This is a genomic window from Bradyrhizobium sp. CCBAU 25360 (genome assembly GCF_028128695.1).
In the GTDB taxonomy this organism is placed as follows: Bacteria; Pseudomonadota; Alphaproteobacteria; order Rhizobiales; family Xanthobacteraceae; genus Bradyrhizobium; species Bradyrhizobium ottawaense.
In genome coordinates this window covers 905,778-930,587 of the sequence record NZ_LBJA01000001.1, presented here as the reverse complement: position 1 = coordinate 930,587, position 24,810 = coordinate 905,778, and the positions used below count along the sequence as shown (strand labels likewise).

At 58.1% G+C, this 24,810-nt stretch carries 17 protein-coding genes and 2 pseudogenes; 12 read left to right on the top strand and 7 right to left on the bottom strand.

The genetic code is table 11. The features are described from left to right. Window positions 1-5: 5 nt before the first annotated feature. The gene (locus tag XH81_RS03985; protein WP_271595853.1) at window positions 6-1,562 is read right to left on the bottom strand and encodes an ABC transporter substrate-binding protein; all 1,557 of its coding nucleotides are present in this window, start codon (window positions 1,560-1,562) and stop codon (window positions 6-8) included. Between the two features lie 235 nt (window positions 1,563-1,797). Between XH81_RS03985 and XH81_RS03980 the strand changes: the two genes are divergently transcribed. Continuing rightward, window positions 1,798-3,297, top strand: coding sequence for an alkaline phosphatase family protein (locus XH81_RS03980; RefSeq protein ID WP_271595852.1), 1,500 nt, complete (start codon window positions 1,798-1,800; stop codon window positions 3,295-3,297). 19 nt (window positions 3,298-3,316) lie between these two features. Further along, the gene (gene phnF, locus XH81_RS03975; protein WP_271595851.1) at window positions 3,317-4,117 is read left to right on the top strand and encodes a phosphonate metabolism transcriptional regulator PhnF; all 801 of its coding nucleotides are present in this window, start codon (window positions 3,317-3,319) and stop codon (window positions 4,115-4,117) included. 268 nt (window positions 4,118-4,385) lie between these two features. On the opposite strand, the gene XH81_RS03970 is transcribed toward phnF, so the two are convergent. Beyond that, window positions 4,386-5,159, bottom strand: coding sequence for a phosphocholine cytidylyltransferase family protein (locus XH81_RS03970; protein WP_271595850.1), 774 nt, complete (start codon window positions 5,157-5,159; stop codon window positions 4,386-4,388). Window positions 5,160-5,483: 324 nt separating this feature from the next. Then, window positions 5,484-6,341, bottom strand: a complete 858-nt coding sequence (gene aepX, locus XH81_RS03965) for a phosphoenolpyruvate mutase (RefSeq protein ID WP_271595997.1) — start codon at window positions 6,339-6,341, stop codon at window positions 5,484-5,486. A 628-nt stretch (window positions 6,342-6,969) separates the two neighbouring features. Between aepX and XH81_RS03960 the strand changes: the two are divergent. From XH81_RS03960 to XH81_RS03935, 6 genes and pseudogenes are all read left to right on the top strand, one after another. Then, window positions 6,970-7,119, top strand: a pseudogene (locus XH81_RS03960) (helix-turn-helix domain-containing protein); the annotation flags it as partial. A gap of 1,492 nt (window positions 7,120-8,611) precedes the next feature. Further along, complete coding sequence (locus XH81_RS03955; RefSeq protein ID WP_271595849.1) at window positions 8,612-10,729, top strand: prolyl oligopeptidase family serine peptidase; 2,118 nt, start codon at window positions 8,612-8,614, stop codon at window positions 10,727-10,729. Window positions 10,730-11,684: 955 nt separating this feature from the next. Beyond that, window positions 11,685-12,059, top strand: a complete 375-nt coding sequence (locus tag XH81_RS03950) for a helix-turn-helix domain-containing protein (RefSeq protein ID WP_442868187.1) — start codon at window positions 11,685-11,687, stop codon at window positions 12,057-12,059. Next, the gene (locus tag XH81_RS03945) at window positions 12,034-13,323 is read left to right on the top strand and encodes a type II toxin-antitoxin system HipA family toxin (protein ID WP_271595848.1); all 1,290 of its coding nucleotides are present in this window, start codon (window positions 12,034-12,036) and stop codon (window positions 13,321-13,323) included. The genes XH81_RS03950 and XH81_RS03945 overlap by 26 nt, the downstream gene beginning before the upstream one ends. Before the next feature lie 53 nt (window positions 13,324-13,376). After that, on the top strand, window positions 13,377-14,051 hold the full coding sequence (locus XH81_RS03940; RefSeq protein WP_271595847.1) for an IS701 family transposase: 675 nt from the start codon (window positions 13,377-13,379) through the stop codon (window positions 14,049-14,051). Beyond that, window positions 13,991-14,557 carry a transposase gene (locus XH81_RS03935; protein ID WP_271595846.1) on the top strand — a complete coding sequence of 189 codons (567 nt, stop codon included), beginning with the start codon at window positions 13,991-13,993 and terminating at the stop codon, window positions 14,555-14,557. The genes XH81_RS03940 and XH81_RS03935 overlap by 61 nt, the downstream gene beginning before the upstream one ends. Window positions 14,558-14,765: 208 nt before the next feature. Here XH81_RS03935 and XH81_RS03930 read toward each other — a convergent pair whose 3' ends face one another. Both XH81_RS03930 and XH81_RS03925 read right to left on the bottom strand, forming a co-directional pair. Beyond that, window positions 14,766-16,958 carry a hypothetical protein gene (locus XH81_RS03930; RefSeq protein ID WP_271595845.1) on the bottom strand — a complete coding sequence of 731 codons (2,193 nt, stop codon included), beginning with the start codon at window positions 16,956-16,958 and terminating at the stop codon, window positions 14,766-14,768. Between the two features lie 814 nt (window positions 16,959-17,772). Then, window positions 17,773-18,222 carry a hypothetical protein gene (locus XH81_RS03925; protein ID WP_271595844.1) on the bottom strand — a complete coding sequence of 150 codons (450 nt, stop codon included), beginning with the start codon at window positions 18,220-18,222 and terminating at the stop codon, window positions 17,773-17,775. A 706-nt stretch (window positions 18,223-18,928) separates the two neighbouring features. On the opposite strand from XH81_RS03925, the gene XH81_RS03920 reads away from it, so the two are divergent. After that, on the top strand, window positions 18,929-19,429 hold the full coding sequence (locus tag XH81_RS03920) for a Wadjet anti-phage system protein JetA family protein (RefSeq protein ID WP_333913143.1): 501 nt from the start codon (window positions 18,929-18,931) through the stop codon (window positions 19,427-19,429). A 23-nt stretch (window positions 19,430-19,452) separates the two neighbouring features. Here the strand turns inward: XH81_RS03920 and XH81_RS38565 are convergent. Then, window positions 19,453-19,527 (bottom strand): annotated as a pseudogene (locus XH81_RS38565) (hypothetical protein); the annotation flags it as partial. A gap of 674 nt (window positions 19,528-20,201) precedes the next feature. Here XH81_RS38565 and XH81_RS03910 point away from each other — a divergent pair. Next, window positions 20,202-20,402, top strand: coding sequence for a response regulator transcription factor (locus XH81_RS03910; protein ID WP_271595994.1), 201 nt, complete (start codon window positions 20,202-20,204; stop codon window positions 20,400-20,402). 761 nt (window positions 20,403-21,163) lie between these two features. Continuing rightward, complete coding sequence (locus XH81_RS03905; protein ID WP_036030656.1) at window positions 21,164-21,370, top strand: cold-shock protein; 207 nt, start codon at window positions 21,164-21,166, stop codon at window positions 21,368-21,370. Between the two features lie 374 nt (window positions 21,371-21,744). On the opposite strand, the gene XH81_RS03900 is transcribed toward XH81_RS03905, so the two are convergent. Next, entirely contained in the window at window positions 21,745-22,026 is a 282-nt protein-coding gene (locus tag XH81_RS03900; protein ID WP_271595843.1) for a hypothetical protein, read from the bottom strand. A gap of 237 nt (window positions 22,027-22,263) precedes the next feature. Between XH81_RS03900 and XH81_RS03895 the strand changes: the two genes are divergently transcribed. Beyond that, window positions 22,264-22,539 carry a hypothetical protein gene (locus XH81_RS03895; protein ID WP_271595842.1) on the top strand — a complete coding sequence of 92 codons (276 nt, stop codon included), beginning with the start codon at window positions 22,264-22,266 and terminating at the stop codon, window positions 22,537-22,539. Window positions 22,540-24,810 lie beyond the last annotated feature (2,271 nt).

The following is a 24,810-nucleotide window of genomic DNA, read 5'->3' as shown; positions in this document are numbered from 1 at the left end:
CTCGGCTAGATGTTGATTGCGCCTGGCCGAAAATCCATCAAACCCGTCGGCGTCGGTGTCCACTTGATGTTGGCGCGCTTTCCGAAGAACTCGCCAAGCGAATGGAGCACCGTTCCTGGTGGATCAATCTCGTCGAATATGTCGAGCATCTCTTGATAGGCGGCTCGTCTTTCTACCGCATCCTGCGCCCTTAGCAAGATCGTCTCCAGCACGTTGAATCTATCGTTACGCCAATACCCGCCCCTCTGAAAATTGCTTTGAGACCCCCAGCGCGAGACGAACGAGGCGGTTGGGTCGGGGTAGTATGTTCCATCGGACGAGTTGTTCACGCCGCGGCCTAGACGGTCTTCCACCTGGGACCAGTTCTCTTTCATTTGGATATCGACGTTGAGGCCGGCAGCCCTCCACATCGCTGCGATGGCTTGAGTTTCAATAAGCTCTGCCGTGTAATAATTGCCGACCGTTTTGAAAGGAATTGCCGCCCCGTTATAACCGGCTTCGGCAAGAAGTCGCTTCGCCTCTGCCGGATTGTACCGGGGGATTGACCGGTCAGGATTGTAGAGAACGCCGTAAGCAGGATGTTGATGGGAGGGCGGCACACTTATGCGCTTGCGCCAAATGCTATCGACAATGGTCTGCCTATCGATCGCAAGGTTCATGGCGCGCCTTATGCGCGGATCCCGCAGCACCTCGTTCGTGGTCGAATCATAGACCAGCGTGCGGAAGGACATCGTGTCGCCTCCAACCACGTCCAAACGGTTGTCAGCCGCGAGGATATCGAACTGATCCGGCGCTACGGTCGTGACAATATCGAAGTCGCCGGCGCGAAGGCCGGCGACGCGTGCCGCCGGCTCGCGCACCATCCGAAACTCGATTCCCTTCAGCGGCGGCCTTCCACCCCAGTACCCGTCGTGCGCCTCAAGGCGTATGTAGCGGTTTTCGACGGCCTCAACGACCCGGTAGGGCCCCGCCGCTATGGGAGCTCTGGCCCATTGATCAAACGTCGCCGCCTTCAGATAGGCCGATCTCGAGACGATGCCGGCTCCATAAGAGGTCAGGCGTTTGACAAAAACAGGATCGGGCGCCTTGGTGCTAAACTCGACAGTATGTCGGCCGGTTGCCCGCACCGCGCTCATCGATGGAAAGCTGATTTGGCCAACGCCAAAACCCGGACTGTCCTTTGCGAGCATACGCTCTGCACCAAAAGTAAATGCGACGTCCTCTGCCGTTAGCTCTTCGCCATCGTGGAAGCGAACGTCTTTCCGCAGAGACACGCGATATGTGGTGCTGTCGAGGGCTTCGATGCTTTCAGCCAACATCGGCCGAATCTGCCCGTTGCGCTGATAGTCGATTGCAAAGAGCTTGTCGTAAATACTCTCCAGTACCCGGAAGCTCACGAGCGCCGTAGCACGGGGATGGAGCGGATCGAGCTCGACGCGCAGATCCTGCATTGCAATGCGCAGTGCCGTTCGGCCAGCGTCTTGGGCAAAGACAGAGGTCGATGGGAGCAAGCTCAGCCCGCCGACAAATCTGAGAACCTCGCGTCGGTTGCGAACAGTCATTGAACATCCTTTAGTAGCATCAGCTATCGATTGCAGAGCTTCTGGACCACGTGCTCACGTTTGGTCAGGGCGGGACTCACACAATGTTTTTCTGCGGGGCCGTTCGAGTGCCGCGAGATATAATTCACACCATGTGACACCATCATGACAAACCTAGGTGCCTAGGTAGCTCTGGACAAGAAGGCTGCCACTCCCGTAGGTTGGGGCTGCGGAATCGGAGCTGGAAGGTGGCCAAATGAAATTTGTAATTGTGATGCTCGATGGCCTTCGTCCTGACCAGCTAGACGACGCAGTCACGCCGAATCTCGCCGAGCTGTCCAAAATCGGCCTTCGACTTGACCGCCATACCTCATCTTTTCCCAGTGAGACGCGGGTTTCATCGGCCGCGCTGGCCACGGGCGGACATAGCTCGGCTCATGGAATCATCGGCAACCGTTTTTTGGCAAGCGGTCGGTCCATCGACGGATCTTCGCTGTCGGCGCTCCTGACGCTCGGCAGCGAACGCGGTGGCGTCCTCACCGCCACTACGATCGGCGAAGTCTTGGCGGCTCATGGTCGTGCGATGCTGACGATCGGATCTCAGTCGCAGGGCTCTTTTGGACTTTCGAGCTGGGGCAGTTGGCAGGCTGGCGCGCCGGCGTTCTGGGTTCATGACCCATCGAAGTTCAGTAACAACGCGGCCGTTCGCCGGATTGCGTCATGCTTTCCGGTGCTCCCTGCCGACGAGCGGCCGGCGCGTGCTACCATTGAGCGTGTCGTCGATCTATTCTTTTCATTTCTCACGAAAGCAGCGCTTCCGGAGGTCAGCCTGCTGTGGCTTTCGGAGCCGGACATTACATATCACATGTTCGGACTTCAGCATCCTACGGCCCGTGAGGTGCTCCACGAGGTCGATCGGCAATTTGGGCGCATTTTGGCTTGGTGGAGCGAGAAAGGAGAGCGAGAGGGGGTACAGCTTATTGCTGCATCCGATCACGGGCACGCCATCATTGGAGAAAAGGTCTCCGTATTGAATCACCTGCAGCGGTCGGGATTCAAGGTCGGATACGAGCTCACGCCCGACGTAGACGCCGCAATAACCGCTCAAAGGGTTGTCAACATTTGGGTCCGGGACAGAGAAGGCCATCTTCTGACAGAGATGTATCACAGCCTTTCCGAGCAGCCATGGTTTGGCGTGGCTTTCTCACGTAAGGCCGCCGATGGCTCTCCACTTGTCGCCAACACCCTCCCGCTTTCGGCTGTCATGGCCGAACACCAGCGAAGCGCGGATCTGTCGTTTGTTCTCGCCGATTGCAGCGCGGCCAATTGGAACGCTCCGCCCGACGCCGTGTACTACGATGGAGCCTATCCGATCGGCGTTGGCATGCACGGCGGGCTTTCGCCGCACGAGCTGTCTTCGTTATGCATCCTTGCTGGCAATGGCTTTAAAAGCGGAGTTGCTGCTGCCCCGACCAGCATCGTTGATCTGGTACCGACGATCCTGTCCAGCTTGAGATTGCCGCTACCGTCGACTGTGCAGGGCCGTATCATCCATGAAGCTTTGCAAGATCGCGGGGACGGAGGTCAGTATGATGTCGAAGATGCGAGCGTCTCAATTGCCTCTTCAGCGCGCCGCGCAACTGTCTTCCGGGAGCATTACGGGCGGCGTTTTTATCTGAGGGGAGCGGCCGTAACGCGGCTGGCGCAACCGAAGAACGATAGACGTGACGCTAATCCGACGCAGTTGAGCACCTGAACCACGGACTATTTGGCCTATGTATCAAGGAAAACGTTGGGAATTTGTTCGATCGAACATCGAAGAAGCTATTGCGTCGAGCCGTGTTCGGCCAGGCGAAAAACTTCCGAACGACGTCGAGCTTGCTCTCAAATATGGTGTCAACCGGCACACCGTAAGATACGCCATTCGGAGACTTGAGCAGGAAGGACTGCTTCGTGTCGAGCAGGGGAGAGGCACCTTCGTTGTCGAACATCCAACACCCTATCTTCTCTCCCCTCAAACCCGGCTGACCGACAATCTCATCTCGCAAGGCCGCTTGGCACGTCGTAAGATCCTGTCTGCTGCAACGGTACCGGCAGACGAGCGACTGGCCGGCTACCTCAACTTGCAGGCCGGTGACGATGTGCTGCGCATCGACACGCTCAGTTACCAGGACGAGATTCCGATCGTCATCGCGCATAGCTACTTTCCGGCGAAACGCACTCCCGGACTGCTGGACAAATTCTCTGGCACCAACTCGATCTCGACAGCTCTCAGGCGCATCGGAATTGACGACTACTCGCAGCAATGGGTTACGATAAATGCGCGTCTGCCCTCCGCCCAGGAGGCGCGCCTGCTTGAAATGTCCACTTCGGCGCCGGTCTTCGTCAAAGAGAGCCTTGATTGCTCCGGCCGTATTCCGATCAAATTTGGCGAGAATGTACTTTGCGCACCAAGAATCAGCTTCAGATTCGACTTCAAAGAGATTAGTTCCGCGGAGCAGTCGCTTGCAGGAAAGTCTCGATCCGGGAAAGCGCAAGCGAGCAAATCGAAGTCATCTATCTCCTCCAAGGTCTAGGTCTCGTCCCATTCCTGCGGTCAAAGCGGCTGGCCCAAAATGACTGTTTCGCTACAACATCGCTTGGGATGTGTTTTCACATTCTATGCCGGGACAAGCGCTCGTGTTCTGCTAAGACAATGGGCGGCCGCTTTGATTGCGGCCTCCGTCAAGCTTACGGTTTCTTGGCCGTTCTTACCCGCCCGGCGTCGAAGGCAGCCGCGAATGTCGAAGACGCGCAGCGACAAACCTTCCGTGACCGTCTCGAACGTCACCCTGGGCGATAGGATCAAACGTAGTCGGCTTCTGCGAAGATGCGCTCGGCGGTACGCAGATCTTCCGCGTCATCGATTTCGTACCACCTGAGACCATCGCATCTCACCGCAGCAAGCAGCAGGCCTCGTGTTTCCACGAGATAGGAAAGAAGCTCCTCGGTGTAGGCCTGGGTAGCTCCGGCCCTGATCATATCGTCTAGGGCCGGAATGACCTCTGTCCGCAGAGTAGACGCGGACAGCCGTAACAGATTCATCGTCTTGTAGAGAGGGGGGCCACCCGCGATAAGATCTCGCGCTGTTTGCTTCAAGCGAAATTCTGAAATGAAGCCAAGATCGGACAACAGGACGGCCGATCCCTGCATCAGCTCATGGAAGGGAGCGACAGCAGCAGCGTTGGGCGCTTCAGTGATGATCAGCTGCCGCAATACATTTTCCTCGAAGAAGACGTCGCCCTCAAGAATGAAGTAATCTCCGGAAAGGAGTGCGTCACGCGCCAGCCAGAGCGAATAGGCGCTGCCAGTACGGTCGTAAACGGAGGATTCGATGTAGTTAATCGTAACACTGCCAAAGCGGCTGCCGCAGGCCTCGTGGATCGCCTCTTTACGATACCCCACAACGATCGTTACGTGTTCCACGCCAAGACACCCAAGGTTATGTAGCGCGTTGTACAGTATGGGGGTGCCATGGATTTGAACTAGAGGTTTTGGGCTTAGCTCCGTGAGCGGCCGTAGACGAGAGCCCATTCCAGCGGCAAGAATGAGAGCATGCTTGGGAACATTCACAGGCATTTCAATTCGCTTTCTTCATCCCGCCTATCGCTCTGCGAGCATCGTGGAAGGCCTCTGTTAAGTCTCAGGTGCCGCAGACTTGTCAGACCACTCCGCGATTGAAGGAGGCAAGCATGAATTGTCGCCGGCGCATACACTTGCATCAGCCGCTGTGTGTGCTTCCTCGAGCTGTAGCGAAAGCTGTTTCGCCATATCGAGAGCCTCTCCAGGAGTTTATGTCACTGCCAATTGCGTGACACTGGTGCGGGGCCGACGAAGAGGTGAGGGACTCATCGCAGATTTTGACCAAAGGAAGCTTCAGGTGACAAATCCTGCTGCCATAGGCTAGCGGAGCTGCAGATATTGCTTTTCGGCCACGGCGAGTTCGTCATACCTCAGGAGCTCGAATATCTCGCTGAGCGGTGCGATCTGAGGCTCAATGCTCGCAACGCTCTCTTGAGCTGCGATACTATCGCAGACGCGCCGCATCGCAGCTGCCGCAGCTCTCATGGAGTGATTGGCCCAGACGACCGTGGAGATGCGCGCATCCCGATAGGCTGAGACTGGCGTTCGATAGTATGTGGTCGGAACGATCACGACCGGTAGCCGGTTCCGCCACTCGGTGACGAACGAAAGCATCTCGTCCGCGGTACTCTTTCGTGAATGAATCAAGATAGCATCGGCTCCCGCGTCGGCATAAGCGTGAGCCCGCAAGATAGCTTCGTTCAATCCGTGCCCGGCAATCAGCGCCTCGATCCTGGCCACGAGAACAAGATTTTCGGCGACTGCATCCTTTGCAGCCCGCAGACGACCAGAGAATTCATCGATATCGGCGAGCGGATGCCGCTCACCAATGAGCGAGTTCAGCTTCGGGAAGCAGCTGTCCTCAAGCGAGACGCCTGCCGCGCCAGCCTGACGAAGTTTCCGTGCGAGCAGGCGAGCATTGTTGAAATTGCCGAAGCCGCCATCCCCATCAACGAGCACAGGTAGCTCTGTCGAGTCCACTATGCGCTCGACGCTCTGGACGAGCTGGCTCCATGAAGCTTCATTGGCATCACGATAGCCCAGCGAGCTGGCAATCGATAGACCAGACGCCCAGAGCCCCTTGAACCCTGACCGCTGTGCGATTGTGGCGGATAGGCCATCATGCGCTTCCATCAGAAACGAGAGCTCATCATTCGAGCAGACCTGGACATGAAGCATTTCGGCAGGCGACGGCCGCGCGCATTGATGACCTGCGGTGGGCCGAACGGCTTGTGGTTGATACTGCATGCCTAAATCCTGTAAGCCGACCTAGATTGCCACCAACGTCACTGCTCATATCGTTTCGGCGTGATGCCGCTCAATGACTAGCATTGGTAGTTTATTGGGACGGCAAAGGCTTGCATGATCGCCATAGGAGGCGCGCCGAACGCAAAGCTTTCGCTATGGGTTGATTGGCCTCGCGCCTAAGGCTGGAAAGAAGGGCTTGGATGCAAAATGAATGACCTGGGTTCGCGAGCCCGTGCTACTCCCCGAGAGAGAATTCCCACACTCCTTCGGGGGAGGAGTGCTTAGGGAAAGCGTGATATCCGGCTCACATAGATTTAGACGCAAATATCGACAGCCACCTTGTCGTAATGCCGCCGTCGGATTGACGACAATGTCGAAAGCCCGTCGATAGGGCTACAGCAGGATGGCAGCCTCATGCGAATGCAACGGCGATCGCCGACGAACTTGTCCGGATTCGCCGATACTTTGCCGGCGCCACTGAGTGGTATGGCATTTGCTGATGGCATTCCTGTTCTCTCGACTCCAGGAGAAAATCATGGCGAATGTGAAAAAGGGTGTGCTGTCGGAACGAGAAAAACAGTGCTTGCGATGGATCGAGCAGGGGAAGTCATCCTGGGAGATCGCAGTCATCCTGAAAGTGAGCGAGAACACCGTCAACTTTCATGTCAAGAATGCGATGCGAAAGCTGGAAACGTCCAGCCGGACTTAGTGCGTCGTCAAAGCGCGACGTCAGGGTATTATCTAAGATAACGGCATCGGTTCGGTTGCCCCTAATGCAAATATGGCGAAGTGTTAGGCGCGACTTTGGGTTGCTCCGGCGGAATGTGAAGCAAATTACGCGCCCGCAGCTGTTTATGAAGGGTGTGCTTCTATTTCGTCGCCGATCGTCACGGGGCGCCGTGGACCACCTGGGGAGGTGAGATCGCGGCGCAAAACGCTCTTGAAAGCTCGATGGTCTGTCGGATCCCTGTGTTAATGTTCTGATCGATCCGTCCCCGTGCTGCGGACGCGGCGGTCGGATGCGTGTCCCAATTGGGAGGCGGTCGTAGCGGTTTAGGTACTAAAGTCGTTGTCATCGGAAAGGCTGTGTAGACAGCCTAGGCCGGGCACAAGACTGCAATGATAGTCCGTGAACCGATTTTCGAAAGCGTGCTGCTGTTAGACGTTGCCCCATACTCTAGCGCTCTGCGCGCTACCAAGTGCGGGCAATCCTCACGAAGGGTAGTTGGCTCTATGAGCGACCTCTTCGCTGACCTCCAATGCGAATGTACGGTTCTTCCGATGATGTAGCGGATTCGAGATAAGCTAAACATGTTTGCGGCGGAAGCCGCGATCCGGGTATCTCTGGAAAGGCAGGCGACTCCGAAGTCAAGCTGACTGAGTTAGACCACGACCAGAGGGCGCCATCAATGATGTGCAAAGTTGCAGTATCCACGGGGAGGCGAGGTGTGCAACGCGACTACAATCGTTGCGCAATGTAGAGCTCATATGCATTCTCCGCGAGGTGGATACGACAGGTGCGCAGAATTGCTGCTGATGATTTCGCCATTTTGTTGCGCAGAAGAACCTGATCTGGTGCTTGTATGTTGTTTGTTGGCTCAATCCCAAGACGTGTTGCAGCGTAGGTCGTTTCTTGGGCATTTTACTCTCACGTCGCGTGCGCAATTCTCCCGGCAGTCTGTTAACGAATCGAGTTGTCGGCGTGACTTCGTGTGTTGCGCAAGGAAAAAGCTCCTCCAAGTCGGCAATGCTTGCAGCCGACGGGTCGGAGATCGCCATGCATACCACCCTTAGCATGATGTCGATCTGGCTGCTGATCAATGCGCTGATCGTTGTGCTGATGATGCCCGTCGACAAGTCTGCCCGGTGACGCCAACAGGAGAACCTCGGATGCGGAGGTAAGCAGCATCGCTGCGTCCCAGTCTTGCCACTGAAGATCGAAAAATGCTGGCGTTGTCTCACAGGCTGTCCGCCGACACGCTGTGATGTCCGCTTGGGAACCAATGGCCGCAACGGAACACGGTCGTGCAGCCCCCGAACGGCTGAAACTTGCGACTCCTTAGCCGGCACGCAGCTTGCAGTAAGCGGCGCATGACATAGCGCAGGCCGCGCTATGTCATGCGCTCCCATGGTTTCCGCCGCGTCTGCTTGACGCGCCAGGGCCGGCCAGCGTGGCCCGCCGATCTTATCGAGAAAAGTCCATGAACACGCCACCACTCTTCTCCGCGGTGTTGCCTTCGATTGCTTGCGCCACGTCCACGGCGCTTTCACAGGAGCGAACGGATGCCGCCGTAACTGACGACCCATTCCTTTGGCTCGAGGAGATGGAAGGGCGAGGCGCGTTGGCTTGGGCTCGCGGCGAGAACGAGAAGACGCTCGGGGTGCTTCAGTCAGATCCTCGCTATCGGCGCTTCTACGAACAGGCGCTCTCCATCCTGCAGGCCAAAGATCGGATCGCAGATGTTCCATTCGAAGGGGGCGGTTTGGAGCAGTTCTGGCGAGACGAGAACCAGGTGCGCGGCGTCTGGCGGCGCACCACGCGTGAGAGCGATCGTAGCCAACACCCAAAGTGGGAAACCATTCTCGACGTGGACGCCTTAGCTGCCACCGAAAACAGAAATTGGGTCTTTCAAGGTCACAGCTGCCTTCCGCCTGAAGAGCGCCGTTGCCTGATTAGTCTTTCCGATGGCGGAAAGGATGCCGTGTCCATACGAGAGTTCGATCGCGCCGCCAAGACCTTCGTCGCGGACGGCTTTCATCTGCCCGAGGGCAAGCAGGACGTCAGCTGGGTCGATGGTGACACCCTCCTTGTTGCACGGAACTGGGGCGAGGGGACTTTGACGCAAGCGGGCTATGCTTTTGTGGTGAAGGAGCTCAAACGTGCTCAGCCGCTCAGTGAGGCTCGTGAGATCTTTCGGGGCGAGCCCACCGACGTTGGGGCGTCCCCCTTCGTGCTTCGTGACAGCGAGGGTCATATTCATGCGACCGGCGCCGCCCGCGCAATCAGCTCTGTCGAGTCCGAGTATGTGGTCTTCCGCCCCGATGGGCCCGTCAAGCTCAATCTGCCGAAGAAGGCCGAGATCGCCACGCTCGCGTGCGGCCGCCTGCTTGTGAAACTTGATGAGGACTGGTCACCGTCCGCGGGCATCTGCTTCACGGCCGGCTCGATGATCTCGTATGACCTCGATGAATGGAAACAGGATCCGTTGCGCGCCAGACCATCGCTCGTCTTTCAGCCGGGGCCCCGGCAGGCACTGAGCGAGTTCACTCACACAAGGAACTTTTTGATTCTAACGATCCTTGAGAACGTTCAGAGTAAAGCGTTCCTCTACAAGTACGATCAGGGAGCTTGGTCCGCGACACCGATCCCGCTGCCGGAAGATACAAATGTCAGCCTGTCAGCCACCTACGATGAAGCCGACCGGGTCATATTCACCGTCTCGAGCTATCTCAGACCAACCTCAGTTTGGTCTTTTGATGCCGAACGCAAAAGCTTGGAGGAATTGAAGAAGGCACCCTCTGCCTTCGATGCGTCGAACCATGTCGTGGAGCAGCTCGAGGCCATTTCGCGTGATGGCACGTCAATTCCCTATTTTCTGGTGCGGCCCAAAAACGCAAGCACGATCCCGACACTTCTCCATGGCTATGGCGGTTTCCAGGAGTCGCAACTGCCGTCTGATCTGGGACCGATGGGGCGGCTATGGCTCGAACAGGGCAATGCCTATGTCGTTGCGAACCTGCGCGGGGGCGGTGAGTTTGGTCCACAATGGCATCAAGCGGCCCAGGCGGCAACGAAGCAGACGACATGGGATGATTTCATTGCCGTTGCCGATGACCTGATCCGTCGGAAGATCACTAGTCCGCGCAAGCTGGGCGCGATTGGCGGCAGCCAGGGCGGCTTGCTCGTTGGCGCCGCGATCACCCAGCGTCCCGAGCTCTTCAACGCGGCGATCATCGAGGTGCCGCTATTCGACATGCTTCGATACACCAAGCTGGGCGCGGGCGCCTCCTGGATCGGCGAGTACGGTGACCCCGCCATTGCCGAGCAGCGTGCGTGGATCGAAGGCTACTCGCCATACCAGAAGCTGGTGGCGGGCAAGACCTATCCCGCTCCCTTAATTCTTACCTCCACCAAGGACGACCGCACGCATCCAGCGCACGGCCGCAAAGCTGCCGCGAAGCTCGCCGCGCTGGGCCAGCCTTACTTCTATTACGAGAACATCGACGGCGGACATAGCGCCGCGGCCAATCTCGTGGAAGATGCGCGTCAACTCGCCCTTGAATACACCTATGCATCGAGGCGGCTTTGTTCTGAGTAAGTTCGGCGGACGGGCTGATCGAAGTCGATATCTAGAGACCATTGATTATCTCAACTCCTCACATTGCTCATCTGAATTCATGGAACGCAAGGCGAGAGAGCTGATGAGGGTGGTCGGACTCGATGAAGCTCGTCAGATGCGCAAATTCCTGGCGTCCCAAGCACAACATGACGAGCTGGAAGTAAGTTGCCAGATGGGCTTCCTTGATTGAGGATTGTCAATCCGCGCCATGCCTGCATTGAGCTACGTGACATGCCCTGATCAACCAATTATTTCTCGTACGGTGAAGTCGCTACGCAAGCGGTCACGGATGCGACCAATTGCTTATTCCTCCGCGCAGTCGCCGTCAGAGGCCGCGGCGACGCAGGAACGGCAGATCCAATCGACGCACAGCGTGACGCAGCAGTCGCCTCGGCTGCCACCCCGGCTGCGAAGCGCGCGGCACTTAACTCAGGTAAAGTGCTATCGTTCTCACGCAGCATAGATCCAAATCGACAGCGATTGTTGATGGCCTGGAATGATTGTCTTTCCGCGGTGAGAAAGCGTTTGCGCAGGGTTGCACAATATTGTCTGCCAACTGCACGAGCGGGCGGTATGACCCCGACACATTTCGCGATCGTCAAAACTTCTATTAGGACGCTACTCATTCGCCAAACGTGAGGAGGTCGCCACATCGAGTGGACGCCAAGGACCATGTTTCGCTCGACGGATGAGGGGGGATTCCCTCCCGTCGTCATCGATTTCCAAAGAACCGAGTTGGTATTGGCAGCAGAATTCCCCATCGGTAACTTTCCGGGTCGCCCAACCGGCCTTTGTCTTAAAAGTTCCCGCTCGGTAACCTTTTTGCCTCTTCATATCGGAACTGCGTAAAAAATCCCGCTCGGTAACTTTTCGCTGGACATTCCCCGTTTCAGCTCATAAAGTTCCCGATCGGTAACTTATGACGAGAGGAGCTATGAACACGCCTCCAAAGGGTACTTCCCCCTCATGGGGAAAGGACGCTCCTGGCGAGACCGGTGTCGCGCGCCAAGCCGCCGAGTTCGCTGCAGCATTCGGTCGCCTCATCCAGGAAGAACGCAAACGCCAGGGCCTCCGGCAGGACGAGCTGGCCATGGTGAGTGGGACAGGAAAGCGCTTCATCGTCGACCTCGAGGCCGGAAAAAGCACCTGTCAGCTCGGGCGCAGCCTGCACGTGGCAAACGTGCTCGGGCTGCGCATCGAGGATGTTCTCAAGGACGCCCAAGCCCGCCGCGCGAACACTTCCGAGACACCGGACATTCCCGAGAGCGAGGAGGAGGAGCCTGATGGACCGTCTTCCGGTTTACTTTGAGACGCGAGAGGTCGGCTGGATCACGAGCGCTGACGAAGCGTCAGGCTTCACCTATGCCGAATCCTGGCGCGGGCTGACCGGCGCCTTCCCTGTGTCGCTCACCATGCCGCTCTCGCGGGCGTCCCACGATGCCTCGGCAATTCTGCCATGGGCGGCAAATCTGCTGCCGGAGAACGCAACTCTCGGGATCGTAGGTCATATGCTCGGCAAGTCGCCGGCCGATGTCATCGGTCTTCTTGCCGAGATGGGCCGCGACACCGCCGGCGCGCTCTCCGTCGGACAGCCTGGCACCGGGCTCATCGCCGGAAAATGGCGAGAGATCCCCGACAAGGCCGCGCTCGAGCGCATCCTCAATGAGCTACCCCACAAGCCCTTCCTCGTCGGCGAAAATGGCGTGTCGATGTCGCTTGCCGGTGTGCAGACGAAGCTCGCCGTCGCTCTGGATGGCGACACCCTGTACATACCGATCGACGGCGCGCCATCGACCCACATCATCAAGCCCGATGGCGAGCACTTACCTGGCGCCGTCCAGAACGAGGCATTCTGCCTGACGCTCGCGCGCATGATCGGAATCCCGACGCCGAAGGTGACGACCGGAACGGCAGGCGAACGTAGCTACCTGCTGGTTGAGCGCTATGACCGCCGTCATGACGGCAAGAGGTGGCGGCGGCTGCATCAGGAGGACTTCTGCCAAGCCCTGGGCCGACCGCCAGCTGCCAAGTACCAGAGCAACGATAGAGGCCTAAAAGGACCATCATTGGCCGACATGGTCGGCGTGACCCAGCGCCACATGACAGCACAGGAGACCGCCCGCTTCGTCGACCTTGCCATCTTCAATCCAATGGTGTGGAACACGGATTCCCACGCCAAAAATTACTCGCTGATGCTATCGGCGCGCGGCGCCGCCATGGCGCCAGGCTACGACATCGTCTGTGCGGCGCCATATCCGAAGATCACACGCAACATGGCGCCGAAGATCGGCGGGCAGAAGCAGGCTGATCAGCTTGGACGCAACCACTGGGAGCGCTTCGCCATCGACTGCAAGCTCTCTCCAACACAGACGTTCCGCCGCGTCTCCGAGATTGCTCAGGCCGTGACACACCATGCAATGGTGGCGAAGGCCGAGGTCGAAGCCATGCCTGCCCGCGGCGATCCCGTCCTGGACACTGTCGTGGAGGCGGTGATTTCGCGCGCGCGCGGCTACCTAGAGCGCCTGAAGCAAACGGAGCCAGCGCCGAAAGGCGCGGCAGCCCTATCGCCCTAGCATTACAGTTGCTATTTTCGGTGAGTTCTGGGTGGGACCATGTTCGGAATCTGATGATTGGCGGCGCGTCGGTTGAAGATGCGCTGACGCTGTGGGCTTCCTCGTTGCGAGATGCCAAGCAACGCATCCGTCCGCTGTTTACGCAGGAGCGGGTGGCGGTCTCGGCGGGGCGGTTTCTCGACGGACTGTTGAGTAACGAGCCGCGCAAGACGGGTTGGATGCGGGCTGAAGCGGCCGGCGATCCAGGCCCGTGGCGCCAGCAGGCGATCCTGGGTCGGGGGCAGTGGGATGCCGACGCGCTGCGCGACATTGTGCGTGAGTACGCGCTGGAAACGCTCGCCGATGAGGACGCGGTTCTGGTTATCGATAAGACCGGGTTTTTAAAACAGGACAAGGCATCGTGCGGTGTCGCACGCCAGTACACTGGCTCGGCGGGCAAGATCACCAATTGCCAGATCGGAGTGTTCGCCTCCAATGTGTCGCGGCATGGCCATGCCTTTATCGATCGCACACTCTACCTGCCGGAGGAATGGACGGACGCCCCCGCTCGCCTGATGGCACCGCATGTACCGAGCGATGTGGACTTTGCGACCAAGCCCAAGATCGCGCGTCGAATGATCGCTCGTGCGCCGCAAAGGCGCCGTTCTCGTTCGTGGCGGCGGACAGCGTGTATGGCACGGGCGAGATCGAAACCCTGCTGCGCGAGGCGGGCAAAGGCTATGTTCTGAGTGTTGCTTCCAATCACGTGTTCCGTTCCTGGGGCAAGCCGCAGCCTGTCGCCGGCACCGCCTCCGCGATCGCGCAGAACCTTCCCAAGAACGCCTGGCGCCGCCGTCAGGCGGAGGGACCAAAGGTCCGCGCTGGCACGACTGGGCCTATCTCGAGTTGGGCCGATCTCGACGTCAGTGAATACAACGACGACCTTGCCGGGGAATGGACGCGGGGTCTTCTGATCCGCGGCTTGGCCTTCTTCTCCAGTTGGTGCCCCGAGGGCACCTCCATGCAGAAGCTGGTGTCGGTAGAAGGCCATCGCTCGCCCATCGAGGACAGCTTCGAAACCGCCAAGAACGAGCTCGGCCTTGATCACAACGAAAGCCGCTCCTGGCCTGGCTGGCATCGCCATGTCTCACTCGTCATGCTGGCCTTCGCCATGATAGCCGTCATCCGTCATCGGGCCAATGCTGAGCCAGCGCACAAAAAAACGCGACGCCGGCGCACCAAACATCGTTCCTGATCCGCTGGTCGATCCAGGATATCCGTCGCATCGCTATCAAGCTCGCTCAACGGCGCATCTCGATCGACCGTGTTCTCGCATGGTCGCTCTGGCGGCGAGCTCACCAGGCCGACGCTCGCCGCGCTCACCTCAGACGAAGAATGCAACTGTAATGCTAACTTAGATGAGCCCAGAGCCTCTCTTCGCGAAAAGCCTGATCAGTCTCGAATTATCTGACGTCGGACAGGATGCCAACTGCGTTGTTCAACAAGGACCTACAGAATGCAGGCGTGAGCTTGCCGCGGTGGATCACGACGTTTTCGTGCCCCATCGCGGCTCGCGCGCTCTGCCAGTGCCGATTGTAGCCGCGCTGTTCATTGGATTTCACGTGGCAAGCGGCGAATTCGGCGTCAGCCGCCGTCGCCAACTGCCACGCATGTACCGGCCGCTTCGTATGGATGTGCACCCACATCGGATTCGCCGCCGCACCGTTGCGCAGTGCCTTGGGCCGCAGCTTAATCTCGAACAGCGTCCCCGGATCACCGCTCAACGCGCGCGGAGGATCCGGAGGCTCCAACTCCCCGGCCGCCCGCAACCCTTCAAGGTATTTCTGCGAGGGAAAGCCATAGCTCTTCATGCAATCGATCATGATCGCGGCTCTTTGCCTCTTCAATGAGTTTGCCTGTCCCTGCACCTCGGAATACATCGTCTTGAGCCGGACTATCTTGTCGTGTACTTCGGGCACTTGCGCGGGCGTGAGCAAGCCACTTCGACGAGGCTCCTCCACCGCGGCTACACAGGCTTCGATCTCGGCGGCCTGTCTGTGGAGGCGCTCGACGACGATATTTAGGACGTGGTCGGCGTCCTCGGGTTTCATCTGACGCGCTTGCGAGACGGCGCTTTGCTGAGCGGGCAGATCGAACTTCAAAAGTTCGTCCAATCGCTTGAGCATTCCCGTCAGCGCTTCTCTGGAGGGCGGAGCCTGCCACATCAGCAGGTTTCCGCTCGCCGACGATGACGCCCGCGCGCGGGCCTCCTCCGCGCTCGTGAGTTTCTTTGTACCCAGATCCGAGAGTACGATAACCTTGCGTGTTGAGCCCGTGCCAGCGTCGGACCCGGCGAGCTGCGGCTCAGCGCCTCCAGCTGTCGAACTCCCCTCGCCTGCGGCTGCTGCGCGCCTGCCGTTGCCCTTCCTGCGCGCTGCAGTGCCTTCGCCCACCCCGGCAGTATGTTCCGGCAGCACAGCCCAAGCCGACGGTTCAATCGTGGCTGGTGTCTTTGGCTGAAGTGCCAGCAGCCGCATGACTTCGTCCGCTGTAAGCCACGCGCCTTCCACTATCTGATCCAGCAATTCTAGCGGAAGATCGGCTCCCGCTCCGGCGTCCGTCAGGCTGGCAACCATGCCGCTCACTCCTGACGCAAATTCCGAAAGCCGCTCCATGACTCCTTCCAGAACGTCACGGTGCTCAGCGTCAAGCGGCGCTCCGTTGCGGTTCATCACCGCCTCGGCCGTCGAGGCGAATGCCGGAACAACATCCTCGATGAAGGTCCCGAGCAGACGCACCCGCCCGTCTCCATCGATAAGGGCGTCTCTGACGGCTGGTCCCAACCTGCTCGCTAGGGAGAGCTGCGCGAGAGTGATCTGCGATTCCAGATACTTGTACTTCGTATTGAGTGCATAGCCGGTATGCAGTCGTAGCGCCGCCTCTTCGGACTTCCGCAACTCGGGCGTGCTGCTTGGTAGGTCGGCAGTAGCCGCGCAGACGGACTGCATCCGCTCCGAGCGCAATGCCCTCTTTCTCCACCACTCCATGCAGTGCTCATAGTAGGGCTCCACGCCTGAAAGCACGCGGTTCAGCTGGTCAGGCGAAGCGGTGCGGATGATCCTGCCGAGCAGGGCTGCCGCTTTGTGTCTGCTCTTCTCCAGGTCATCGAAAATCGTAGCAGCCACGGCGTTACCTTCGTCGGCCGCGCCCAGCGTCTCATCGCGGAGCTGGCGAGCCCGATCGTCGGGCAGAATGCGCCCCGCCAAACCTGGGGGCAGAGCAGCGTAGTAGTCCAGAACTGCTGAGCCTGCCTTGACGACTTGATCGATCAGCTCTTGCCTCTCGGACAAGGTCCGGCCGCCCGTGGCTGCCCTACGACAAGTGTTAAAGTCCTCAAGCAGGCTGCCCAACGTTCGCTTTGCTGCCTTAACCTCATCTCTTGTTGGAGCCGCCACATCCGAAGTTGGTTGCCGGTTCACGAGCGGCGCGGTTCTATCTTGAGGCCCGGAGCGCATCCGCTCCACGACGGCCTCGAAAGATTGACTGCGTTCCCCAGGGACGAGGCCGAACTCCAGACTCGAACTGCTCGATACCCCAGTGCTGTCGGCTCCTGCAGCTCCAACGTACGATTTGCCAGCTCGGCCGATGCCCGTCATATTTATCTCCGATAGAAGAGTCGAGAATGCGCAGCCTTCCTGGCTAAACCGCTTCGCTGACGAGTAGCTGACCAAGAGCGTTTTTCCCGATGCACAAGCCCATGTCGCCTCGGGTCCACTTCCATCGCAGCTGCTGTGCTGCTGAAGACAGCGATGCCGGTATAACCGCCTCAGCTGCGGGATCATCACGTGCAGTACATGACCGCAGCCTGAAGCGCGAAATTTTCGCGAGCGCGCTGGACGCAGCACACCGTCACTCGACAGCCTTGCATTGGGGGTTCATTTTTCCTCTGGAAATTGCACGCGATCGGCGCAGCAATGGGCGCGCGGACGTTTCGGGCGAAAATCCGTACGCGGGACATCGGCGCATAATCTAGTGTCCTAAACCAGAAGTTCATGGCGTCTTGGCTGATTGTGAGCGCAGAAGCGTTCGATGGAGCTGAGAATGTCGTCAGCTGATTTGGTCCATCGGAATGGGCTCGGGTCGGCGTTGTGCTGTTCGATGAAGGACGTGATCTCAGTACGTACCTCCGCCACGCTGCGGTAGATGCCGCGCCTGATTTTGCGCTCGGTGATGAGGGCAACGAAACGTTCGACCTGATTGAGCCAGGATGAGCTGGTTGGCGTCAGATGGACGTGCCAGCGCGGTCTTTTGGCCAGCCAGTTACGGATCAGCGGCGTCTTATGGGTTGCCTAATTGTCCTTGACGAGATGGCGTCCAGATCATCCGGCACGGGACTTCGATCTCATCAGAAACTTGCGGAATTCCGTGGCCCGTGGTGCCCGTAACACTTGCCGATGACCCGGCCGGTTGCTAGAGCCGCAAATAGCGATGTCGTGCCATGGCGCTTGTAGTCGTGACTGCGGCGTTCCACCTGACCAGGACGCATGCGGAACGAGGGTTGGCTCCGATCTGGCGCCAAGATCTGTGGCTTTTCGTCGACACACAGCAGATGGCTCGCTCGGGCGGGACCACGTAGAGGCCGACGACGTCGCGAACCTTGGCGACGAAGTTAGGATCGTTTGAAAGCTTGTAGGTCTCCAACCGATGTGGCTGCAGGCCGAAGGTGCGCCATATCCGCTGTACTGTCGAGACCGACAGTCCACTGGCCCTCGCCATGCTGCGCGAGCTCCAGTGAGTGGCCTTGGGCAGTTTCGTCTCAAGGGTGCGGACGATTACTGCCTCGATCCGGGCATCTTCGATCGTGCGCGGCGTCGCTGCTCGATCCAGGAAACCCGTCGCATCGCTATCAAGCTCGCTCAACGGCGCATCTCAATCGACCGTGTTCTCGCATGGTCGCTCTGGCGGCGAGCTCACCAGGCCGCCGATGCACGGCGCGCTCTACGCCGCTGTATGTCTGATAGGCCATCGTACCGACGAGCGTGGCGCGAAGCGGGAAAAGTCCCGCGCGCGCGAGTTCGTTGACGACGAGACTTTCCATGTGGGGAAGGCAGGGTAACCGGCCCGCCTCAACTTTGCTGCCAGCTCGCGTCGCGCGCGATAGCCAATCTTGGCGCGCTGGAAAGCTTCCGCGCGTTTGGCAATCTCGGGATCGTCGGTCGGACCGACATATTTGAGGGTGTCTTCTTCGATCCCTCGCCACCGAGGGCGTGTAGATCTTGTAGTAATAGTATTCGCGGTTGGCTCGCTTCTGTTTTGAGAAAGGTCCCGTTTTCCGGAGCGGCTCGCGAGCCTCAATAAGGATCTCTCGCAGCGACTCGGCGGCTTGATCGTGCAAATCCGCCTCAACGGAGGCCGTCGAAAAACTGAGGCCTGAGATCACCGACCGCAAGCAGCGCGAAGCCGCGCTCGCTGTCCGCGAGGCGCGCAATCAGGCCGCCCAGTTCACTAGTCTAAGAGCCTGCGGGCCATTCTGGCCGACCTGAAGCGCGTCCGACGGACCGTCATGGAGCCGAAAACAGTCGCTACCCGGCTGGAAGCCTTTTTCGAGGAGTTCGTGGAATAACTCCTGCTGAAGGACTTCGAATCCGTTCTCACCGTTAATCATCCGTACCGCTTCCGCGACGCCATCGTCGATCTCGCGCGGAGGATCTCCTACACCCTGGAAACCATGCAGGTCTTCGCCGAGGAGTACACAGCTTCCAGCATGGCAGCCGACATCGAGGACGGTCGAATGGCCGCTGCCGACGACCTGCTGGCCATCGAAAGCATCTTCGATCAGATCGGGGAGATGTTCGACAGGATCGAGGCCTTCCGCAGTCAGCTCGAAACCCGGGTCCGCAACACCATTAAGTACGCCGAGCGAGGCGGGCAGGGACTCGTCGGCAGGGCCGGCGACCTGGTGCGACGCCTGGATGCCCTACCGCGGGATGGCAGGCACCACAAGGCCACAATCGAATGGAGCATAGCTTCAATCCGTGCCCGGCAATCAGCGCCGCGATCCTGGCCACGAGAACAAGAGTCTCGGCGACTGCACTGGCTCCAAGAAGCTTCATTGGCATCACGATAGCTCCGCGAGCTGGTAATCGACAGACCAGACGCCCAGAGCCCCTTAAATCCTGAGCGCTGCGCAATTGTGGCAGAAAGGCCATCATGGGCTTCGATCAAAACGAGAGCTCATCATTCGAGCAGACCTGGACACTAAGCATTACGACAGGCGAGAGCCGCGCGGGTTATTGACCTGCGGTGGACCGAACGGCTCGTGCTTGATGCTGCATGTCTAAATCCTGTAAGCCGACCTAGATTGCCAACAACGTCGCTACTCATATTTTTTCGGCGTGATGCCGCTCAATGACCAGTATTGGTAGTTTATTGGGACCGCAAAGGCTTCCATGATCGCCATAGGGTTGGCGCCGAACGCAGAGCTTTCGCTATGGGTTGATTGGCCTAGCGCCTAAGGCCGGAAAGAAGGGCTTCGGATGCAAAATGAATGACCCGGGTTCGCGAGCCCGTGCTACGTCCCGAGAGAGAATTCCCACACTCCTTCGGGGGAGGAGTGCTTAGGGAAAGGGTGATATCCGGCTCACATAGATTTAGAGCTCACATAGAATTACACGCAAATATCGACAGTCACGGTTGTCGTAATGCCGCCGTCGGATTGACGACAATGTCAAAAGCCCGTTGATAGGGCTACAGCAGGATGGCAGCCTCGTGCGAATGGAACGGCAATCGCCGAAGAACTTGTCCTGATTCGCCGATACTTTGCCGGCGCCACCGAGTGGTATGGCATTTGCTGATGCCATTCCTGTTCTCTCGAACCCAGGAGAAAATCATTGGCGGATGTGCAAGAGGTTGTGCTGTCGGAACGAGAAAAACAGTGCTTGCGATGGATCGAGCAGGGGAAGTCATCCTGGGAGATCGGAGTCATCCTGAACGTGAGCGAGAACACCGTCAACTTTCATGTCAAGAATGCGATGCGAAAGTTGGAAACCACCAGCCGGACGCAGTGCGTCGTCAAGGCGCGGCGTTTGGGTCTTCTTTAAGCCGCGGTTTCGGTGGCGCTGTGGCGAAATACAAGCAGACAGCGATGATAGAGGTGCTGATACTATGAACAGTGCGTGCTTCCATGTCATCGCTGATTGTTACAGTGAGGCGCAACGCGGACAAGGTAATCAAGCTAACGGCGCACGCGCATCACACTCTTGAAACTGGACGGTCAGGGGGGCCCAATGTCGGTCCTCCGTTTGCCAGCCTAGCGGCGTAAACGTGTCGCAAGCTAAAGTGTGGTGGATCATAGCGGCTGGCGTGCTGAAACTGTGATGACCCAAACGCAGCTCGGACGGCCGGGCCGGACCTTAAGTCGGCAATGATGGTCGGCAGACGCATTCCAAAACACGTTGCTGGTAGACGTTGCACGAACTATGACTCTGCGCGCTTAACCAAGTTCGGGTGATTCTCACGAAACGTTGCTGGCTTAGTGACCGATACTTCGCGGACCATCAATGCAGACGTCGTGTTTTTTGATTATTGGGGCGTGTTCGATGCGTGCAACTCGTCTTGTGAACCGTTCGCCGCGGCAACCGAAGCGAAAGGTCAAATCGTCATCCGGATCCACAGGAATGGAAGCGAAGTGCGGTCGCGTCAGGGGCTTTCTCTATCGTTTGCATATTGGACGACAGCTAGGCGATCCGACAGAAAAATGAGACGAGACCTTCGCATCCATACCGCGCTGTTTTTTGCCGCTGCTCTTGATGGCCGGAAGACTCTTCGCTAGATCACAACGGTTCACTATGGAGGTGCCGACGTGGCAATGGGTATTGTGAAGTGGTTCAATCCGACCAAGGGTTATGGATTCATCAGGCCCGAGGATGGAGGCCCCGATGTCTTCGTGCACGTCAGTGCCGTGGAAAAGGCCGGTTACACCACTCTCGAAGAGGGGGCCCGCGTAAGTTATCAGCCCAAGGCCGGGCGTACGGGCAAGATCTCAGCTGAAGATCTCCGGGTTGGCTGATCCGAAAGCCGAATGACGTCTTGGACGAGAGCGGGGTCTCTGTCTCGGGTTGATGAGGATAGTTGTCAGCTAATGGTGAGGTCTTGCTGACGTGACCACTCCCCTTCTCAGCTGAAGCGACATAGCCGAGGCGTGCGCCGTCCAGGCATTTTGGATTGCGACACCGGTGAAGCGCTGTCGGCGCAGAGCCGTCAGTCCCGTGACAAACACTTCTCGGTGCGGGCTGGTAGTGATTGTGGTTCGAGTGCGGTGATTGTTTCATCACGAGAGCCGAGCCCTAGAAAGGCGCGTCAGCATAGCGCCGCACCGTGCTCTGGCGCAGGGTCTGGCGCGTTCTGCTTTGCCTGAACTGCCTGCTGAAGATGGTCCGGAACTTATTGCCTGGCATGCGCCGCCTGAGGCACGAACTCGTCCTGGACCTCCATCAAAGCCGTCGGGCTCGACGCGGAGGATTGTCCACGCTCTGCTCCTTCTGTCAAGGACAGTACCGCTACACCGGAGACTTTGCGAGAAGCTGACGGGCTTTGCCGCTGGCTACAAAAAAAGACGATGCGCCAGTTGCCGCATTCGGTCTTGCCGGTCACGGGCTGCCGTAATCCTAAACGCAATTGTTCAGGACAACTGCCCGCCAGCTTACCAATCTTTTGTGAAGCCACTCCACCATTCCACAGAGTGCCCGTAAACACCATTTCATGCCGTGGTTTACGCGAATTCGACCCAGATATACTTCGGCATAGTTGTCAGCCTCAATCCACGTGAGAGGCGTGCCAGATCGTGCCAATTCTTGGACTCGACAGATCTCACCGTTCAGTCACTGAAGCCCGGTCTGTATATGGACCGGAAGAAGCTGGCCTTTGCCTTGCGTGTCCGCAAGAGCCGAAAGACCTGGGTGGTTGTCAAACAACCGCACCAAAATTCGGCTGGGTCACTATCCTGACTTGAAAGTTGCTGAAGTACGCCGCCGCGGCTTTGCCGCTCTTGGTACTCCCGTTGCGGAAAATGAAACGTCAATGACCTGGGTCAAGAACATGCTGCTTGATTTGGAGAAGCCAATCGATAACGCAAGCGCCAAGGAGGGCGGAGAGACATCGAGAATGATGGGGGCTAAGGCGCCCATGAACTCATTCTGGTGCTTTGCGTTACGACACGGATCTGCGCCTGCAGCATGATCGTACCATACGCTACCTTGCAGGTAATCAGCGGAATTCGGTTTATGCGCGCCGCGAATCGTCGCCCCTCTTGAGGCAGTCACTCTGCAACCCTAGGGTCCATTAGGGGTACAAAATTCCACTGCTGAGCAACTGACCCTTTGAACTGGTAGAGCCAAGTAGGATTGCCATCTTTCATGACGCGGCTTTTGTTCTCGATGCACAGCTTAGTGTCGGCGATACTCAGAATAGCAATTCCCATCGCTGCTTGGGATCGGCAGGGTTGTAGACTGCAAGCATCAGCGCTACTTCCGGAGCGATGCGATCGCCTTCCTGTGCGATTGCGAACTTACCTGCGCTTGACTTCAACGTTGATATGCGAATGTCGGGTTGCAAACATTTTGCGTCCTGATGGGCATGGAGACAGACCAAAAGGACACACTGCACAAGTATACACAGCCAAGCGAGGTACAGCAGCCTTTTGGAAGAAAGGCACGGTGCTTGCTTGGGTGCAGTGAGCGTCACCGGTCTTGCAGGGGCTGTGATGCTGGGGCGGGCCTGACATGTTTCAAGACCATTTCGGGTCCGCCCCGTTACTGCTCGCGAGGCAACATGGAGCAACGTATTCGAGCGGCTTCAGCGGCTATCGCGTTCGCTCATGCGCTCGGGCGCGACGTCCTCAGCGTATACGAACATGAAGGCCGCAAGTACAACAGAATCAGAGTCCGCGTAACTGGGAGCATAACAAACGGCTACGACTTCGAAAGTGAATGCCACATCGCCGGTTCGCTACCGAGTATATATCACTTCGGTGCGGAGTCGCATTGGCTACTGAGGCCCAAGTGCCCAGGAGTCTATAGCGGTCTTGATTATTGCACCTCAACCTCCTTCTCCGTGAGAGTGACAGACAATGGTGTCCAGATAGTCGATTGGCGGAGGAATTCCTTCACATACAACGTCTGGTGGGTGGTCCGCGCAATAGAAGGAAGCCGACAATGGAATTTGTGCTAGCAATTGGCGCTCTACTCGTTTTCACCGCAATCACGGTCGCTTGCCTGTGGGCGCTTGGAGCCCGGCGTGGCTGAGTATCTTGGTGAATGAGCCGATGGAGAAAGCGTTGTTACCATGCCGCTCCTTCTCGTTGAATTTCTGTGTGGTCCGGATTGGCCTGAAGGCCCCCCAAGCGGTCGTGCTGTTGTGGGTGTTGATTGTGTGCAAGAGCCGCCGGAACGGGTGCTGACTGCTCGAAAGCTATACGGGTGCGTGGCCTAACTCGCGGCCCGCTCGCAGGGTCGCGCGTTTTGAGCGGATCACTCTGCAAGCTTAAGGTTCAGTTAATTGGGAGAGTAGGGCAGGTCAGCGGTTGGTGTGACAGCACCAAAACGCCCATCTTGAAGGCCATGATCTCACCGGCGCTTCCTTTGTGGAAAACAAGGCAGTCACCATAGCTCAATACGTGCGCTAGATAGCGTCTATTCAGTGGAAGCGGCGCGCCGCTGACTTGAATGCTCCGATAGCTGTCTTCGCGACGCTTTGTGATGCGCGTGATCTGGCCAGGTGCCATCTGGCTGACTCCGGTTAACTTCTAAAATCATACAGCTCGTCAGAAAGCCGCGACACTCCCGGCTTAAGTAGGCCATTTCCCAATGGACCGCGAACGCATGCGTTATTCTCGCTTGCTGATCGTCCCATGGAAGAACGGCGGGCAGCCACGATCGGTCTCGCCCCAGTGGTCATCGTGCGGTTGCTCTCTCTTCGGTTTTCCTCGGCCGCTGATCCGACCAACTCTCCCGCTCGTTTGTATCCATCCGAGCTAAGCCGCGGATAAAGGATTATGGATCCCGCTACGGGGTTCGCTGTCGGTTACAATTGCCTCCCTCAGCTCGTCGTCAGTGAAGAACCGATGTCCCGCGTTGACGCGGTCAGTCAAGATGGGCGGCACCCTGGGCTCATAGCGGCTTAGCTTATCGAATTGCTGCATCTGCCAACGCAGGTATGCGATCTCATCTTCGACATCACGCTGATAGTATGTGTGGTTGGACTGGTATGCGCTGATCCTACTCCAATAGCCGCACGGAAGCTTCAGCTACGTTCCGAAAGTGGTGGCCTTCATTTCGCCGCGCGCTTCTTAGCGTGCGTTTTCTTCGCAGTCCGACGCTTCATGTTGATCTGCTGCTCGGCAGGCGTGAACCCCATTACCCTTTTGTGATCTTATACTGCGGTTCTGCCTGATCATCGCCCGGCGGGGCCAGATTGAGCCAGCGCGAGGGGACGCTCACACCGCGCTCAGGC

Coding starts and splice junctions, on each gene's coding strand:
- XH81_RS03970 (WP_271595850.1), bottom strand. CDS start 5,159: ATGCCTGTGAATGTTCCCAAGCATGCTCTCATTCTTGCCGCTGGAATG.
- phnF (WP_271595851.1), top strand. CDS start 3,317: ATGTATCAAGGAAAACGTTGGGAATTTGTTCGATCGAACATCGAAGAA.
- XH81_RS03955 (WP_271595849.1), top strand. CDS start 8,612: ATGAACACGCCACCACTCTTCTCCGCGGTGTTGCCTTCGATTGCTTGC.
- XH81_RS03930 (WP_271595845.1), bottom strand. CDS start 16,958: ATGACGGGCATCGGCCGAGCTGGCAAATCGTACGTTGGAGCTGCAGGA.
- XH81_RS03940 (WP_271595847.1), top strand. CDS start 13,377: ATGATTGGCGGCGCGTCGGTTGAAGATGCGCTGACGCTGTGGGCTTCC.
- aepX (WP_271595997.1), bottom strand. CDS start 6,341: ATGCTTCATGTCCAGGTCTGCTCGAATGATGAGCTCTCGTTTCTGATG.
- XH81_RS03950 (WP_442868187.1), top strand. CDS start 11,685: ATGAACACGCCTCCAAAGGGTACTTCCCCCTCATGGGGAAAGGACGCT.
- XH81_RS03945 (WP_271595848.1), top strand. CDS start 12,034: ATGGACCGTCTTCCGGTTTACTTTGAGACGCGAGAGGTCGGCTGGATC.
- XH81_RS03985 (WP_271595853.1), bottom strand. CDS start 1,562: ATGACTGTTCGCAACCGACGCGAGGTTCTCAGATTTGTCGGCGGGCTG.
- XH81_RS03980 (WP_271595852.1), top strand. CDS start 1,798: ATGAAATTTGTAATTGTGATGCTCGATGGCCTTCGTCCTGACCAGCTA.